This window comes from Amycolatopsis sp. NPDC049691 (assembly GCF_040675005.1).
Taxonomy (GTDB): Bacteria; Actinomycetota; Actinomycetes; order Mycobacteriales; family Pseudonocardiaceae; genus Amycolatopsis.
Genome location: NZ_JBFANX010000001.1, coordinates 690,389 through 704,360 on the forward strand (window position 1 = coordinate 690,389; position 13,972 = coordinate 704,360).

A 13,972-nucleotide genomic window follows, 5' to 3' on the forward strand; every position below is an offset into this window, starting at 1 on the left:
GTGCAGGGTATCGGTCCGCCCGGGAGTGAGTCGGGTCACTGCCGAAGACCCCGCCTTTGCGGGTCATCCGGAAATAAGACACACTTGTGTTGTGAAAAAGACGGAGGCGGGTGACCAGGCGGGCGGCGACATGCCCCGCGCCGCGCACCCGCACGTCCCGTCGCAGGTCAGCGCCGAGGGCAAGACCCGGCACGAGGTCGCCCGGCTCCTGCTGGAACAGGGTCCCATGACCGCCGTCGTGGTCGCCGAGCAGCTCGGGATCAGCCCCGCGGCCGTCCGGCGGCACCTCGACGCGCTGCTCGCCGACGGCGAGGCCGAGACCAGGGACGCGCCGCGCCGCGGACCCCGGGGCCGGGGTCGTCCGGCGAAGCTGTTCCTGCTCACCGAGCCCGGCCGCGCGCGGTTCGGGCACGCCTACGACGACCTGGCCGTGTCGGCCATCCGCTTCCTCGCCGAGCACGCCGGCGAAGACGCCGTCCGCGCCTTCGCCGAGCGCCGCATCGAGAAGCTGGTCGGGCCGCACCGCTCGGCGATCACCGGGGCGAGTGATCCCGCGGCGCGCGCGGAAGCCCTCGCGGCCGCGCTGACCAGGGAGGGCTACGCTGCGTCGACCCGCCAGGTCGGTGCCCCGGCACCCGGTCAGAACGTGGGTGCGCAGCTCTGCCAGCACCACTGCCCGGTCGCCCACGTCGCCGCGGAGTTCCCGCAGCTGTGCGAGGCGGAGACCGAGGCGTTCGCCGAGCTGCTGGGCACCCACGTCCAGCGGCTGGCGACCATCGCGCGCGGTGACTCCGCGTGCACCACCCACGTACCCGTCACGGCGGGTCAGCCGGCCCATCCCGAGCCGGTGAGAACGGTGTCCCCCGAGGGGCACACAGCACGGATCCCGAATGGAGGGAAACCCGCATGACTGCCGCTGCCGAGCAGCGCACTCCCACCACCGCGCCACTGAGCCAGGAAGAGACCATCGAGTCCCTTGGCAAGTACGCGTTCGGCTGGGCGGACTCCGACGTGGCGGGCGCCAGCGCCCGCCGCGGGCTGAATGAGGACGTCGTCACCGACATCTCCTCGAAGAAGTCCGAGCCGGAGTGGATGCGCGAAGCGCGACTCAAGGCGCTCAAGCTCTTCGAGAAGAAGCCCATGCCCAACTGGGGGGCCGACCTCTCCGGGATCGACTTCGACAACATCAAGTACTTCGTGCGGTCCACGGAGAAGCAGGCCACCTCCTGGGAGGAACTGCCCGAGGACATCAAGAACACGTACGACAAGCTGGGCATCCCCGAGGCGGAGAAGCAGCGCCTCGTCGCCGGTGTCGCCGCGCAGTACGAGTCCGAGGTCGTCTACCACCAGATCCGCGAGGACCTGGAGGAGCAGGGCGTGATCTTCCTGGACACCGACTCGGGCCTGCGCGAGCACCCCGAGCTGTTCCAGGAGTACTTCGGCTCGGTCATCCCGGCCGGGGACAACAAGTTCTCCGCGCTGAACACGGCGGTGTGGTCCGGCGGCTCGTTCATCTACGTGCCGAAGGGCGTGCACGTCGAGATCCCGCTGCAGGCCTACTTCCGGATCAACACCGAGAACATGGGCCAGTTCGAGCGCACCCTGATCATCGTCGACGAAGGTGCGTACGTGCACTACGTCGAGGGTTGCACGGCGCCGATCTACCAGTCCGACTCGCTGCACTCGGCGGTCGTGGAGATCATCGTCAAGAAGGGCGCCCGCTGCCGCTACACGACCATCCAGAACTGGTCGAACAACGTCTACAACCTGGTCACCAAGCGCGCCAAGTGCGAAGAGGGCGCGACCATGGAATGGATCGACGGCAACATCGGTTCCAAGGTGACGATGAAGTACCCGTCGGTGTTCCTCATGGGCGAGCACGCCAAGGGCGAGGTCCTGTCGGTCGCGTTCGCGGGCGAGGGCCAGCACCAGGACGCGGGCGCCAAGATGGAGCACCTCGCGCCGCACACGTCCTCGACCATCGTGTCGAAGTCGGTGGCGCGCGGCGGCGGCCGCACCTCCTACCGCGGCCTGGTCCGCGTGGCGAAGCGGGCGCACCACTCGCGCTCCAGCGTGGTCTGCGACGCGCTGCTGGTCGACACCATCTCGCGCTCGGACACGTACCCGTACGTGGACATCCGCAACGACGAGGTGTCCATGGGCCACGAGGCCACGGTGTCCAAGGTCAGCGAGGACCAGCTGTTCTACCTGATGTCGCGCGGTCTCGACGAGGCCGAGGCGATGGCGATGATCGTGCGCGGCTTCGTGGAGCCGATCGCCCGTGAGCTGCCGATGGAGTACGCGCTCGAGCTGAACCGCCTGATCGAGCTCCAGATGGAAGGGTCCGTCGGCTAGTCATGTCGGTTACCGAGAACAACGTTTCCGAGGCTCTTCGCGAGGGGGCGGTCATCCCGGCCGCCTCCCGCGCGGAGCGCTTCACCTCCTACGACGTCGAGGCCTTCGAGGTCCCCGGTGGTCGTGAGGAGAACTGGCGCTTCACGCCGATGAAGCGCCTCCGCGGCCTGCACGACGGCAGCGCCGTCGCCACCGGCGAGATCACGCTCGACGCCGAGGCCGCGCCCGAGCTGAAGATCGAGACCGTCGGCCGTGACGACGAGCGGCTGGGTGCCGCCGGCGTCCCGAGCGACCGGATCGCCGCGCAGGCGTACTCGTCCTTCAAGCAGGCCACCGTCGTGACGGTGCCGAAGGAGACGAAGGCGTCGAAGCCGTCCGTGCTGCGGATCCACGGCCCGGGCGAGGGCCAGGTCGCCTACGGGCACCTGCAGGTCCGCGCCGAGGCGTTCGCCGAGGCCGTCGTCGTGCTCGACCACGTCGGCTCCGGCACCTACGCCGACAACGTCGAGTTCGTCATCGGCGACGGCGCCAAGGTCACCGTGGTCAGCGTCCAGGACTGGGCCGACGACGCCGTGCACGTCTCCGAGCAGCACCTGAAGCTCGGCCGCGACGCCGCGCTGCGGCACACCGTCATCACCCTGGGCGGCGACCTGGTCCGCGTCTCGCCGACCGCGACCTTCGCCGACAAGGGCGGCGACGTCGAGATGCTCGGCGTCTACTTCGCCGACCAGGGCCAGCATCAGGAGCACCGCCTCTTCGTCGACCACGCGGTCCCGAACTGCAAGTCGCGCGTGATGTACAAGGGCGCGCTGCAGGGCGACGACGCGCACACGGTCTGGATCGGCGACGTCCTGATCCGCGCCGCGGCCGAGGCCACCGACACCTACGAGCTCAACCGCAACCTGGTGCTCACCCCGGGCGCCCGCGCGGACTCGGTGCCGAACCTCGAGATCGAGACCGGCGAGATCGAAGGCGCCGGCCACGCGAGCGCGACGGGAAGGTTCGACGACGAGCAGTTGTTCTACCTCCAGTCGCGTGGGATCGCCGAGGAAGCCGCGCGGCGCTTGGTCGTGCGCGGGTTCTTCCACGAGATCCTGGTGAAGATCGACGTCCCCGAGGTGCGCGAGCGCCTCGAAGCCGCGATCGAAGCCGAACTCGAAGCCGTTGGCGCCTGACCGCTCACCGAACTTAGGAAACGAAGAAATGGCTACCCTGGAAATCAAGGACCTCCACGCCTCGGTCACGACCGACGAGGGCGCCAAGGAGATCCTCAAGGGCGTCAACCTGACCATCAAGTCGGGCGAGACGCACGCGATCATGGGCCCCAACGGCTCCGGCAAGTCCACGCTGTCCTACGCGATCGCCGGCCACCCGAAGTACGAAGTGACCTCGGGTGAGGTGCTGCTCGACGGCGAGAACGTCCTCGAGATGAGCGTCGACGAGCGCGCCCGCGCGGGCCTGTTCCTCGCGATGCAGTACCCGGTCGAGGTGCCGGGCGTGTCCATGTCCAACTTCCTCCGCACCGCGGCCACCGCGGTCCGTGGCGAGGCCCCCAAGCTGCGCCACTGGGTCAAGGAGGTCAAGGAGGAGATGGGCAAGCTCGAGATCTCGCAGGAGTTCGCCGAGCGCTCGGTCAACGAGGGCTTCTCCGGCGGCGAGAAGAAGCGCCACGAGATCCTGCAGCTGGCGCTGCTCAAGCCGAAGATCGCCATCCTCGACGAGACCGACTCCGGTCTGGACGTCGACGCCCTGCGCGTCGTCTCCGAGGGCGTCAACGCGTACAAGGCTTCGAGCGAGGTCGGCGTCATGCTGATCACGCACTACACCCGGATCCTCCGCCACATCACGCCGGACTTCGTGCACGTCTTCGCGGGCGGCAAGATCGTCGAGTCGGGCGGCAAGGAACTGGCCGACGAGCTCGAGGAAAACGGGTACGTCAAGTACACCGGCAAGACCGAGCCCGCCGCGGTCTGACCCGTTCCACCACACCGAGAACGAGAGGAGTCGGCCCGATGACCACCACCTCGGCCAGCTCTTTGCCACTGGACGTGGCGGCCCTGAGGGCCGACTTCCCCATCCTGTCGCGCACGGTCCGCGACGGGAAACCCTTGGTGTACCTGGACTCCGGGGCGACTTCGCAACGTCCCACCGCGGTGTTCGAGGCCGAGCGCGAGTACGTCTTCACGTCGAACGCCGCCGTGCACCGCGGCGCGCACCAGCTGTCGGAAGAGGCGACCGACGCCTACGAGTCCGCGCGGGCGAAGATCGCCGAGTTCGTCGGCGCCGACCCCGAAGAGCTGGTGTTCACCAAGAACGCCACCGAGGGCATCAACCTCGTCGCGTACTCGATGAGCAACGCCGCCACCGCCGGTCCCGAGGTCGCGCGGTTCGTGGTCGGCCCGGGTGACGAGATCGTCGTCACCGAGATGGAGCACCACGCGAACCTCGTGCCGTGGCAGCAGCTGTGCCAGCGTACCGGGGCGACGCTGAAGTGGTTCAAGGTCACTTCCGACGGCCGCCTCGACCTGTCCGATGTGGACGAGCTGATCACGCCGCGCACCAAGGTGGTCGCGTTCGCGCACCAGTCCAACGTGCTCGGCACGGTCAACCCGGTCTCGCTGCTGGTCGAGAAGGCCAAGGCCGTCGGTGCGCTCACCGTGCTCGACGCCTGCCAGTCGGTGCCGCACTTCCCCGTGGACTTCCACGCCCTCGGCGTCGACTTCGCCGCGTTCTCCGGGCACAAGATGCTCGGCCCGTCCGGCATCGGCGTCCTCTACGGCCGCACCGAACTGCTCGAAGCGATGCCGCCGTTCCTGACCGGCGGGTCGATGATCGAGATGGTCCGCATGGAGGGCTCGACCTTCGCGCCGCCGCCGCAGCGGTTCGAGGCGGGCGTCCCGATGACGTCGCAGGCCATCGGCCTCGGCGCGGCCGTCGACTACCTCTCGGCCATCGGCATGGACCGGGTCGCGGCCCACGAGAAGGAACTGGCCGCGGCGGCGCTGGAAGGCATCGGCGCGATCCCGGGTGTCCGGATCGTTGGGCCGACCGACCTGGCGGACCGGGGCGCGACCGTGTCGTTCGTGATCGACGGCGTGCACCCGCACGACGCCGGCCAGGTGCTCGACAGCCTCGGCATCGCCGTGCGCGTCGGCCACCACTGCGCGTGGCCGCTGCACCGGGCCTGCAACGCGCAGGCGACCGTGCGCGCGTCGTTCTACCTCTACAACGACCTGTCCGAAGTGGACGCCCTCGTCGCGGGCATCCGCGAGGCGCAGAAGTTCTTCGGGGTGGGACAGTGAACCTGGAGAGCATGTACCAGGAGATCATCCTGGACCACTACAAGAACCCGCACGGGCGCGGCCTGCGCGACCCGTTCGACGCCGAGTCGTTCCAGGTCAACCCGACCTGCGGCGACGAGGTGACGCTGCGGGTCAAGGTCGACGACGGGAAGGTCGCCGACGTCTCCTACGACGGCCAGGGCTGCTCGATCAGCCAGGCCTCGACGTCGGTCTTGACGGACCTCGTCGTCGGCCACACGATCGAGGAGGCGTTCACCACCATGGACGCCTTCGTGGAACTGATGCAGGGCAAGGGAAAGGTCGAGCCGGACGAGGACGTGCTGGAGGACGGGGTCGCCTTCGCCGGCGTCGCCAAGTACCCCGCCCGCGTGAAGTGCGCCCTCCTCGGCTGGATGGCTTTCAAGGACGCCGTCGCCCGGACGACCAGTGGAGCTGAAAAGGCATGACCGAAGACACCGCCACCGACACTCGCGAGGGCCGGACCGCCGCCGACCTCGACGCCGAGACCACCGCGAAGCAGGACCTCGACCTCGCCAAGATCGAGGACGTCGAAGAAGCCATGCGCGACGTCGTCGACCCCGAGCTCGGCATCAACGTCGTCGACCTCGGCCTCGTCTACGACATCCGCGTCGAGCCGGACAACACGGCCACCCTCGACATGACCCTGACGTCCGCGGCCTGCCCGCTGACGGATGTGATCGAGGACCAGACGTCGGCCGCGCTGACCAGCGGCGGCCTGGTCAAGGACTTCCGGATCAACTGGGTCTGGATGCCGCCGTGGGGCCCGGAGAAGATCACCGAGGACGGCCGCGAGCAGCTGCGCGCCCTCGGCTTCACCGTCTGACCGCTTCCTCGGAAGGGCCGCTCTCCGGAGCGGCCCTTCTTGTGTATAACGACCTATACCGCGCGTGCCAGGCCAGTGCGTAGCCGACGAGCGCGACCAGAAACCCGCTGCCGGCGCCGGTGACCGCGAGGTAGGTGGCGTTGCCGACGACACCCGCGTGGGTCATCGGATCGTGGTGGGCCACGAACGGCAGCACCTGCACGAGGACGCCGGTGAGCGCGCCGCCGCTCAGGAACGCCGAGACGGCCTTGCGGTGGCGGGTGCCCGGCGCGACCTCCCGGGTGGGCGCCGTGCGGTACCAGCGCACGAGCCACCACGCGAGGACCGCGGCGCCGGCGATCGTGCTGAGCAGCTGGATCAGCCGTCCGACGTCGATCCCCGTGACGATCGGGGTCCGGAGGAAGGGGAAGCCGCCGCTTTCGTGGGTGAACGCGTCCCAGCCGACGTGCGTGGCGGCGCCGAGCACCAGCGAGAGCGCCAGCCGGCCCGGCCGCCGCCAGCTGAAGTGGCGGGGGAGTCGTTCGGCGAGGGGTTTCGGCGCGAGGGCGAGCAGGGGCCGCTTCAGCAGGAGCTGGAACAGGGCCAAGCCGGCCAGCGCGAGGAGCGGGTCGAGCCAGAGGACCGACGCGAATTCGTGCGTCTTCGTCAAGCCGACCCCGGGCAGCCGCGGCACGAACCAGAAGACGTCCGGCGCCACCGAGCCGGCGACGAGGGCGGAGGGGACCAGGGGACGCCTCGCCAGCGGGAGCACGGCGGCCGGATGACTCAGCGTGAACGGCACGGGAGCTAGTATCCCGGGGTGCCGCTGCGTTCGATCGTCCTGTTCCTCGCCGCGGCGGTCTGCGAAATCGGCGGCGCGTGGCTGGTCTGGCAGGGCGTGCGGGAACACCGCGGCTGGCTCTGGATCGGCGGCGGGGTCCTGGCCCTGGGCGTGTACGGCTTCGTGGCGACGCTCCAGCCGGACGCCCACTTCGGCCGCATCCTCGCCGCGTACGGCGGCGTGTTCGTCGCCGGCTCGCTGGCCTGGGGGATGGTCGCGGACGGTTACCGCCCGGACCGCTACGACGTCCTCGGCGCGCTGCTGTGCCTGGCCGGGGTCGCGGTGATCATGTACGCGCCCCGGACGGGGTAACGAAGCCGAGGGCGGCCCGATAGATGACCATGACCGGACCGAGAACTACCTCAGCCAGGACGAGTACGCGCACGACTCGGTCGTGACCACCCCCTACCTCACCCGCGTGCACGAGGGTGAGGTGTTCGCGCTCGGGGACCAGCGCGGCAACGCGGACGATTCGCGTTTCCGCGGCGTGGGGTTTCGTGGTCGGCGCCGGAGCCGTCCTCTACCCGTCACCGCTGCCCCGCACCACGGCGTTCACCGACGCGGGCCTGCCCGGCGCGCCGTTCTACGACACCACGTTCACCGGCCTGCGCTGGTGGATCCTCGCCGGGGTCGTGCTGGTCGCCGTCGCGGTCATCGGGCTGATCGTGACCGCCGTCCGGAGCGGCGGAAGACGACGAAGAGCAGCCGCAGCCCCACCAGTGCGCTGATCACCAGCAGGTTGTAGCCGAACGCCTGGTGCAGCGTCAGGCCGGCGGCGATGCGTGGCCCGCCGTCGCCGGCCAGCAGCAGGACGGCCATCAGGCCCGTCGCCGCGCCGACGAACGCCAGCAGGACCTCGTGCACGAGCGTCGTGACGACGTCGCGGTCGCGCTCGTCGGAGAACAGCCGGACGTTCACCGACAGCCTGCCCTCCTCCAGCGCGGCGCCGATGCGGTCGACGCGGCGGGGGAGGCGGCGCAGGACCGGCAGCAGCGCCATGACTTCGGTGAGCGCGGTGTGGCGCAGCGAGTCCGGCCGGAGCCGGGTGCCGACCTGCTCGGCGGCGAACGCGCGGGACTCGGCCAGGACGTCGAACCCGGGGTCGAGCGCCGAGAGCGTCCCTTCGACGGTGGCGAGCGCCCGGAACACCGCGGCGACCGGCGGCGGCACGCTCAGCCGGAAGTCCGCGACGAGCCGGAACAGGCTGGTGAACAGGTCGAGGCCGGGGGAGCGGCCGGGGCCGAAGTGGCGGGCCACGAGCGCGCCGAGCGCGCGGTCGAGGCGCTGCTCGTCGATGTCGCCGGTGCGGTCGACGATCTCCAGCAGGCCGTCGCGCAGGGCCGCCGGGTCGCCGCGGTCGAGGGCCAGCACGAGGTTCTGCAGGCCGCCGCGCAGCCCGGCGTCGAGCCGGCCGACCGAGCCGAAGTCGAGCAGGCCCAGCCGGCCGTCGGGGAGCAGCATGAGGTTGCCCGGGTGCGGGTCGGCGTGGAAGACGCCGCCGAGCAGCACCTGGTCGAGCAGGCACCGCAGGAGCGCCCGCGCGAGCCGCTTCCGGTCGGCCGCCGGGGCCGTCTCCAGTGGCTTTCCGGCCAATCGGGACATGACGAGCACCCGCTCGGTGGACAGTGCTTTGTGGACGGTCGGAAGGGCGACGTTCGGGCACGACGTGGCGGCCACAGCGGCGATGTTGCGGGCTTCGATGGTGAAGTCGAGCTCCTCGGCCAGCGCTTCGGCGAACCCGTCGGCGAGTTCGGCGACCCCGAGCGAGCGCGCCCAATCGGCGCGGTCCTCGAGGGCCGCGGCGACGCGGCGGACGATGTCGATGTCGCGTTCGGCCTGCTCCCGCACGCCCGGGCGCTGCACCTTGACCACGACGTCTTCACCGCTTCGCAGACGAGCCCGGTAGACCTGCGCGACCGACGCGGCGGCCAGGGGTTCCGGGTCGAACTCGGCGAAGACGTCGTCGGGCGAGCCGCCGAGCTCTTCGGTGAGCACGGCCCACACGGCGTCGGCCTTCGCGGGCGCCACGCGGTCCTGCAGCTTGGCGAGCTCGTCGACGAACACCGGCGGCAGCAGGTCCGCGCGCGTCGACAGCAGCTGGCCGAGCTTGACGAACGTCACGCCGCCCTCCTCCAACGCGTGGCGCAGGGAGCGGGCGAGCTTGGCGTGCCGGACGCCGGATTCGTCGCGGCCGGTCAGGTAGCGGCCGAGGCCGTGCTTGACCGCGATCCGGCTGATCTGCGAGTAGCGGCGGGCGCGCCGGACCTTGGCGCGCAGCGACCGCGGCCGGAACCCGCGCGGCAGGGCCAGCTCGGCGACGAAGAGGAAGATCAGCGTCGCCAGGAAAGCGCTGCCCGCCAACGGGATCAGCAGGCCGATGGCCGCCCCGCCGTGGTGCAGCAGGGATACCGGGAAGGCCTGCCCGATACCGCCCGCGACGAGCCAGCCGAACGCGGCCCCGCACAGCGCGCGGACGGCGCCGATCCGCACCCCGAGCACGCGCCGGGACGCGACCACCAGCGGCCACAGCACGAGCGCGTAGAGGGGGAGGGTCAGCAGGCCCAGCAGGATGTCCATGGGGCGAGCAGACCACGGCGGCCGGGCCGGCGGGCTCACGCGGCGGCGGGACGCGGCTCCCTCCGGCGAGGGAGCTACTTTCGGCCGTGGCCGCGGTGTCCGTGGACTTCTAACCTGATCGCTCGAACCACGGTGAAGTGTTCTCTGAATCGGACGAAGGAGACACGATGGACGCACGCGTGATCAGCCGGATCGCGGCACTGGCCCTGGTGGCCCCGCTGGGCCTGGGCTTCACGCCCGCCGCTTCGGCGGCCGCGGTCACGACGCTCTACTACAGCTCGACGGGCGCACCGGACTACCTCGCCCAGATCGACCAGGGCGCGGCCAACTGGAACGCCGCGGTCACCGACGTGAAGCTGGTCAAGCGCAGCACGGGCGCGACGATCAAGTTCCACGAGATCCACAGCGGCGGTTCGTACACGAACACCAACGGCCACGGCCGAGGCGACATCTACCTGGACACGAGCCAGGTGGCGGAGGGCTACGACCCGACCTGCATCGCGGCGCACGAGCTGGGCCACAACCTGGGCTTGCCGGACCACTACGAGGGCCCGTGCACGGAGTTGATGTCCGGACACGGGCCGGGAACGTCGTGCAAGAACGCGAAGCCGTCGGCGGCCGAGGCGGCGAAGGTGCAGTCGTTGTGGGTCAACGGATTGGCGGCGGCCGAAACCCCGCACCGGGTCGCCTGAGCAACCACGGCCGGCCTGGTTGTCCACATCCGGCCCGCGTTGTGGACAACCAGGCTCCGGCCCCGCGCTTTCCGGCTTTTGGTCGGGCGGGCCCGATACACTGGGTGCGGGGCCGGACCCCCGGAGAGGGCGGGGGCTGCCTCCACCTCGAGAGGGAGGCGCACACCTCCGCCGCCTGCGAAGATCGGCCCGTGCGCATCCTCCGCCCCCTGACGAGCAAAGCGACCTACCGTCGCTGGGTCTACCTCGTCCTCGGCGGCGCCATCAGCGTCCCCTACCTGCTCTTCTCCGCCGTCGCCGTGCCTTCGGTGCTGCCCTTCGTCACCACCGCCGAGCAGGCCGTCCTCGTCGGCGGCGCCATCACCCTGCTCGTCCTCGGCGGGACCGCCTTCCTGCCCGCCGTGCACGTCCTCGAATCCACCGCCGTCCGGGAGCTGCTCGACGATCCCGTTCCGGATGCGCCCGCGAAACCGCGCAGCCGGCCCGGGCGGCGGCGGGCCGCCGTCATGTTCGTCGTGCACGTCGTCGCCGGGTTCGTCGTCAGCTTCTTCAGCCTCGCCGCCCCCGTCGCGATCGGTGTCTCGGTCAGCGCCGTCTTCACCGGGCACCTCTTCCAGACCGACGGCGGTGGCGAGGTCACCGTGCCGGCCGGCTGGTCTTCGGTGTGGCTGCCCGTCGCCTTCACCCTCGCCGCGGTGGTGCTCGTCTACGCCGTCTGGGTGGTCGGGGGCGTGCTGCGCCGGGTCGCGGCCCGGCTGCTCGGGATGACCGCCGCCGACCGGATCGCCCAGCTGGAACGGCGGACCGGGCAGCTCGCCGAGCGCAACCGCCTGGCCCGCGAACTGCACGACTCGGTCGGGCACGCGCTGAGCGTCGTCACCCTCCAGGCGGGCGCCGCCCGGCGGACGCTGCGGACCGACCCGGACTTCACCGAACGCGCGCTCGGCGCGATCGAGGAGTCCGCCCGCACCGCCCTCGACGACCTCGACCACGTCCTCGGGCTGCTGCGCGACGAGGCGGCGGCCCGGACGCCGCAGCCGGCGCTGACCGAGCTGCCGACCCTGCTCGACACGACCCGGCTGGCCGGCACCGACGTCACCGCGTCGATCGACGGCGACCTGGCCGCCGTGCCCGCGGTGGTGTCGCGCGAGGTGTACCGGATCCTGCAGGAATGCCTGACCAACGCCGTCCGGCACGCCGGTAGGGTCCCGGTGACGGTGGCTCTCGCGGTCACCGCGCACGGCTTGGCCGCCCGGGTCGCCAACCCGCTCGGCAGCGGCACGGGCAGCGCCGGCGGCGGCCGCGGCCTGCGCGGGATGACCGAGCGGGTCGCGGTGCTGGGCGGCGAACTGTCGGCCGGGCGGGTGGACGAGCGGTGGGAGGTCGAGGTGCGGGTGCCGTGGGGGAGCTGAGCGTGCTGCTGGTCGACGACGAGCCGCTGATCCGCGCCGGGCTCCGGGCGATCGTCGAGAGCGAGCCGGGGTTGGCGGTGGCCGGCGAAGCGGCCGACGGCGCCGAGGTGCCCGGCCTGGTCGCGCGGCTGCGCCCGGACGTCGTCCTGATGGACGTGCGGATGCCCGCGGTGGACGGGATCCGCGCCACCGCGCACCTGATGTCCACTGTGGACCGGCCGCCGAAGGTGATCGTGGTGACGACCTTCGAAAACGACGACTACGTGTACGACGCGCTGCTCGCGGGCGCGAGCGGGTTCCTGCTCAAGCGGGCGCGGCCGGAGGAGATCGTGGCGGCGATCCGCACGGTGGTGACGGGCGATTCGGTGCTGTTCCCGTCGGCGATCCGCCGCTTGGCGGCGCACCGGGCCCCGTCCGGGGACGGCTTGGCGGCGGCGGGGCTGACCGAGCGCGAGCGCGAAGTGCTGCGGTTGATGGCGAGTGGACTGTCCAATGTGGAGATCGCGGGCGAGCTGTACCTGGGGATCCAGACGGTGAAGACCCACGTGGGCAACGTGCTGGCGAAGCTCGGGGCGCGCGATCGGACCCAGGCGGTGATCCGGGCGTACGACTCGGGGTTCGTGGCGCCGGCGGGCTGACGCGGGCACTATGGGCCGCATGACTCCGGTTGCCGCGTACGACGAGTTCGCCGATGCCTACACGGCCGAGAACGAAACCAGCCTGATGAACGCCTACTACGAACGGCCCGCCACCCTCGCGCTCGCCGGCGACGTGGCCGGACGGCGGATCCTCGACGCCGGCTGCGGCTCGGGCCCGCTGTTCGCGGCGCTGCGCGAGCGGGGCGCCGTGGTGACCGGCTTCGACCAGAGCGCCGCGATGATCGAGCACGCCCGGAAGCGGCTCGGCGCCGACGCCGACCTGCGCGTCGCCGACCTCGCCGAGCCGCTGCCCTATCCCGACGACGCCTTCGACGATGTCGTCGCGTCCCTGGTGCTGCACTACCTGCGGGACTGGGCGCCGACGCTGGCGGAGTTCCGGCGGGTGCTCAAGACCGGCGGCCGGCTCATCGCGTCGGTCAACCACCCGTTCATGAACAACCTGATCCACCGCCAAACCGGCCCCCGGCCCGACTACTTCGAGTCCTACACCTGGACCGACGAGTTCGAGCTGCACGGCCAAGCCGCGCGGATGACGTTCTGGCACAAGCCGCTGCACGCGATGACCGACGCCTTCACCGCGGCCGGTTTCCGGATCGCCGTGATCAGCGAACCGCACCCGGTGCCGGAAGCGCGGGACCTGTTCCCGGACGACTTCCACCTGCTCGACACGTTCCCGAGCTTCCTGTTCTTCGTGGTCGAGGCCGGTTAGAGCCGGTCGGCCAGCAGTTTCGCGAGGGTGGTGTAGCTGTCCGCGCGGCCCTCGGAGCCCAGGAACAGGGTCGCGGTGCGCAGCTGTCCGTGGCTGTGCTTGGCGACGACGAGCTGCTCGCCCGCGTCCTTCGTCGTGCAGTGCAGCGCACCTTCGCCGATCCCCGGCAGTGGCACCACGTTCGTGCAGTCCTTCTTCGTTCGCGCGAGGAACTGCGCGGGCGTGGTGGAGTCCGTGGCGACGTACAGGCTCCCCGTCCGGCCGCCGCCGTATTCGCAGTCGTAAGCCTTGCCGACGCCCGTCTGCACCGGATCGCTCTCCTTCGATCCACTGGCGAGCACCTGGGTCAGCGCCTGCATGATCTCCTCGGCGCTGAGGAACGGGCAGGCCGCGGTCAAGGTGGCCGGTGAGGCCGCCGGCGTGAAGGTGGGTGCCGTCGTCTTCGGCTTGCTCACCGTGCTGGACGGCGCCGCCGAGGTCGACGCCGGCGGTGCGGCCGACGGCGTGCCGCCCGAACACGCGGCGACACCGGTCAGCAGGCAGGCGGCGAGAATCCCCCCGAGAAAGCGCATGTCGGTAATCTAACCTTTGACCACTCGCGT

The 13,972-nt window shown here is 70.9% G+C and carries 16 protein-coding genes; 13 read left to right on the forward strand and 3 right to left on the reverse strand.

Going from position 1 to position 13,972, the window contains the following annotated elements; genetic code table 11:
- Positions 1–130: 130 nt before the first annotated feature.
- Genes AB0J40_RS03320 through AB0J40_RS03350 form a run of 7 tightly spaced genes read left to right on the forward strand, consistent with a single transcriptional unit; the run spans position 131 to position 6,501 of the window.
- Positions 131–910, forward strand: a complete 780-nt coding sequence (locus AB0J40_RS03320) for a metalloregulator ArsR/SmtB family transcription factor (RefSeq protein WP_364447307.1) — start codon at positions 131–133, stop codon at positions 908–910.
- Positions 907–2,355, forward strand: a complete 1,449-nt coding sequence (gene sufB, locus AB0J40_RS03325) for a Fe-S cluster assembly protein SufB (protein ID WP_364446775.1) — start codon at positions 907–909, stop codon at positions 2,353–2,355. Before AB0J40_RS03320 ends, sufB begins: the two co-directional genes overlap by 4 nt.
- Before the next feature lie 2 nt (positions 2,356–2,357).
- Positions 2,358–3,530, forward strand: a complete 1,173-nt coding sequence (gene sufD, locus AB0J40_RS03330; RefSeq protein ID WP_364446778.1) for a Fe-S cluster assembly protein SufD — start codon at positions 2,358–2,360, stop codon at positions 3,528–3,530.
- A 28-nt stretch (positions 3,531–3,558) separates the two neighbouring features.
- On the forward strand, positions 3,559–4,329 hold the full coding sequence (sufC, locus tag AB0J40_RS03335; RefSeq protein ID WP_364446780.1) for a Fe-S cluster assembly ATPase SufC: 771 nt from the start codon (positions 3,559–3,561) through the stop codon (positions 4,327–4,329).
- A 38-nt stretch (positions 4,330–4,367) separates the two neighbouring features.
- On the forward strand, positions 4,368–5,657 hold the full coding sequence (locus tag AB0J40_RS03340) for a cysteine desulfurase (RefSeq protein ID WP_364446782.1): 1,290 nt from the start codon (positions 4,368–4,370) through the stop codon (positions 5,655–5,657).
- Positions 5,654–6,103 (forward strand): Fe-S cluster assembly sulfur transfer protein SufU, encoded by a 450-nt coding sequence (gene sufU / locus AB0J40_RS03345; protein WP_364446784.1) that lies wholly within the window; start codon positions 5,654–5,656, stop codon positions 6,101–6,103. Before AB0J40_RS03340 ends, sufU begins: the two co-directional genes overlap by 4 nt.
- The gene (locus tag AB0J40_RS03350) at positions 6,100–6,501 is read left to right on the forward strand and encodes a metal-sulfur cluster assembly factor (RefSeq protein WP_364446786.1); all 402 of its coding nucleotides are present in this window, start codon (positions 6,100–6,102) and stop codon (positions 6,499–6,501) included. Before sufU ends, AB0J40_RS03350 begins: the two co-directional genes overlap by 4 nt.
- Here AB0J40_RS03350 and AB0J40_RS03355 read toward each other — a convergent pair.
- Positions 6,491–7,282 (reverse strand): DUF4184 family protein, encoded by a 792-nt coding sequence (locus AB0J40_RS03355; protein ID WP_364446787.1) that lies wholly within the window; start codon positions 7,280–7,282, stop codon positions 6,491–6,493. The genes AB0J40_RS03350 and AB0J40_RS03355 overlap by 11 nt on opposite strands.
- 18 nt (positions 7,283–7,300) lie before the next feature.
- On the opposite strand from AB0J40_RS03355, the gene AB0J40_RS03360 reads away from it, so the two are divergent.
- Together AB0J40_RS03360 and AB0J40_RS03365 are read left to right on the forward strand one after the other, a co-directional pair.
- Positions 7,301–7,633 (forward strand): YnfA family protein, encoded by a 333-nt coding sequence (locus AB0J40_RS03360; RefSeq protein WP_364446789.1) that lies wholly within the window; start codon positions 7,301–7,303, stop codon positions 7,631–7,633.
- Between the two features lie 185 nt (positions 7,634–7,818).
- Entirely contained in the window at positions 7,819–8,049 is a 231-nt protein-coding gene (locus AB0J40_RS03365; RefSeq protein WP_364447320.1) for a hypothetical protein, read from the forward strand.
- Here AB0J40_RS03365 and AB0J40_RS03370 read toward each other — a convergent pair.
- A complete protein-coding gene (locus AB0J40_RS03370) occupies positions 7,973–9,898 on the reverse strand; it encodes an AarF/UbiB family protein (protein ID WP_364446792.1) in 1,926 nt (641 codons plus the stop codon). The genes AB0J40_RS03365 and AB0J40_RS03370 overlap by 77 nt on opposite strands.
- 167 nt (positions 9,899–10,065) lie before the next feature.
- Between AB0J40_RS03370 and AB0J40_RS03375 the strand changes: the two genes are divergently transcribed.
- The 4 genes from AB0J40_RS03375 to AB0J40_RS03390 all read left to right on the forward strand — a co-directional run bounded on the left by AB0J40_RS03375 (position 10,066) and on the right by AB0J40_RS03390 (position 13,370).
- Positions 10,066–10,590 (forward strand): snapalysin family zinc-dependent metalloprotease, encoded by a 525-nt coding sequence (locus AB0J40_RS03375; protein WP_364446795.1) that lies wholly within the window; start codon positions 10,066–10,068, stop codon positions 10,588–10,590.
- Positions 10,591–10,781: 191 nt separating this feature from the next.
- A complete protein-coding gene (locus AB0J40_RS03380) occupies positions 10,782–12,002 on the forward strand; it encodes a histidine kinase (RefSeq protein WP_364446798.1) in 1,221 nt (406 codons plus the stop codon).
- Positions 11,990–12,640, forward strand: a complete 651-nt coding sequence (locus AB0J40_RS03385; protein ID WP_364446801.1) for a response regulator transcription factor — start codon at positions 11,990–11,992, stop codon at positions 12,638–12,640. Before AB0J40_RS03380 ends, AB0J40_RS03385 begins: the two co-directional genes overlap by 13 nt.
- Before the next feature lie 19 nt (positions 12,641–12,659).
- Complete coding sequence (locus AB0J40_RS03390; protein WP_364446803.1) at positions 12,660–13,370, forward strand: methyltransferase domain-containing protein; 711 nt, start codon at positions 12,660–12,662, stop codon at positions 13,368–13,370.
- Here the strand turns inward: AB0J40_RS03390 and AB0J40_RS03395 are convergent.
- Complete coding sequence (locus AB0J40_RS03395) at positions 13,367–13,942, reverse strand: hypothetical protein (protein WP_364446806.1); 576 nt, start codon at positions 13,940–13,942, stop codon at positions 13,367–13,369. The two genes, AB0J40_RS03390 and AB0J40_RS03395, sit on opposite strands and share 4 nt — an antisense overlap.
- Positions 13,943–13,972: the final 30 nt, after the last annotated feature.

What these genes read in the sequence shown, in the direction of transcription:
- AB0J40_RS03370 (WP_364446792.1), bottom strand. Translation starts at nt 9,898, where the DNA reads ATGGACATCCTGCTGGGCCTGCTGACCCTCCCCCTCTACGCGCTCGTG.
- AB0J40_RS03395 (WP_364446806.1), bottom strand. Translation starts at nt 13,942, where the DNA reads ATGCGCTTTCTCGGGGGGATTCTCGCCGCCTGCCTGCTGACCGGTGTC.
- AB0J40_RS03390 (WP_364446803.1), top strand. Translation starts at nt 12,660, where the DNA reads ATGACTCCGGTTGCCGCGTACGACGAGTTCGCCGATGCCTACACGGCC.
- sufD (WP_364446778.1), top strand. Translation starts at nt 2,358, where the DNA reads ATGTCGGTTACCGAGAACAACGTTTCCGAGGCTCTTCGCGAGGGGGCG.
- AB0J40_RS03320 (WP_364447307.1), top strand. Translation starts at nt 131, where the DNA reads ATGCCCCGCGCCGCGCACCCGCACGTCCCGTCGCAGGTCAGCGCCGAG.
- AB0J40_RS03375 (WP_364446795.1), top strand. Translation starts at nt 10,066, where the DNA reads ATGGACGCACGCGTGATCAGCCGGATCGCGGCACTGGCCCTGGTGGCC.
- AB0J40_RS03350 (WP_364446786.1), top strand. Translation starts at nt 6,100, where the DNA reads ATGACCGAAGACACCGCCACCGACACTCGCGAGGGCCGGACCGCCGCC.
- sufC (WP_364446780.1), top strand. Translation starts at nt 3,559, where the DNA reads ATGGCTACCCTGGAAATCAAGGACCTCCACGCCTCGGTCACGACCGAC.
- AB0J40_RS03340 (WP_364446782.1), top strand. Translation starts at nt 4,368, where the DNA reads ATGACCACCACCTCGGCCAGCTCTTTGCCACTGGACGTGGCGGCCCTG.
- sufB (WP_364446775.1), top strand. Translation starts at nt 907, where the DNA reads ATGACTGCCGCTGCCGAGCAGCGCACTCCCACCACCGCGCCACTGAGC.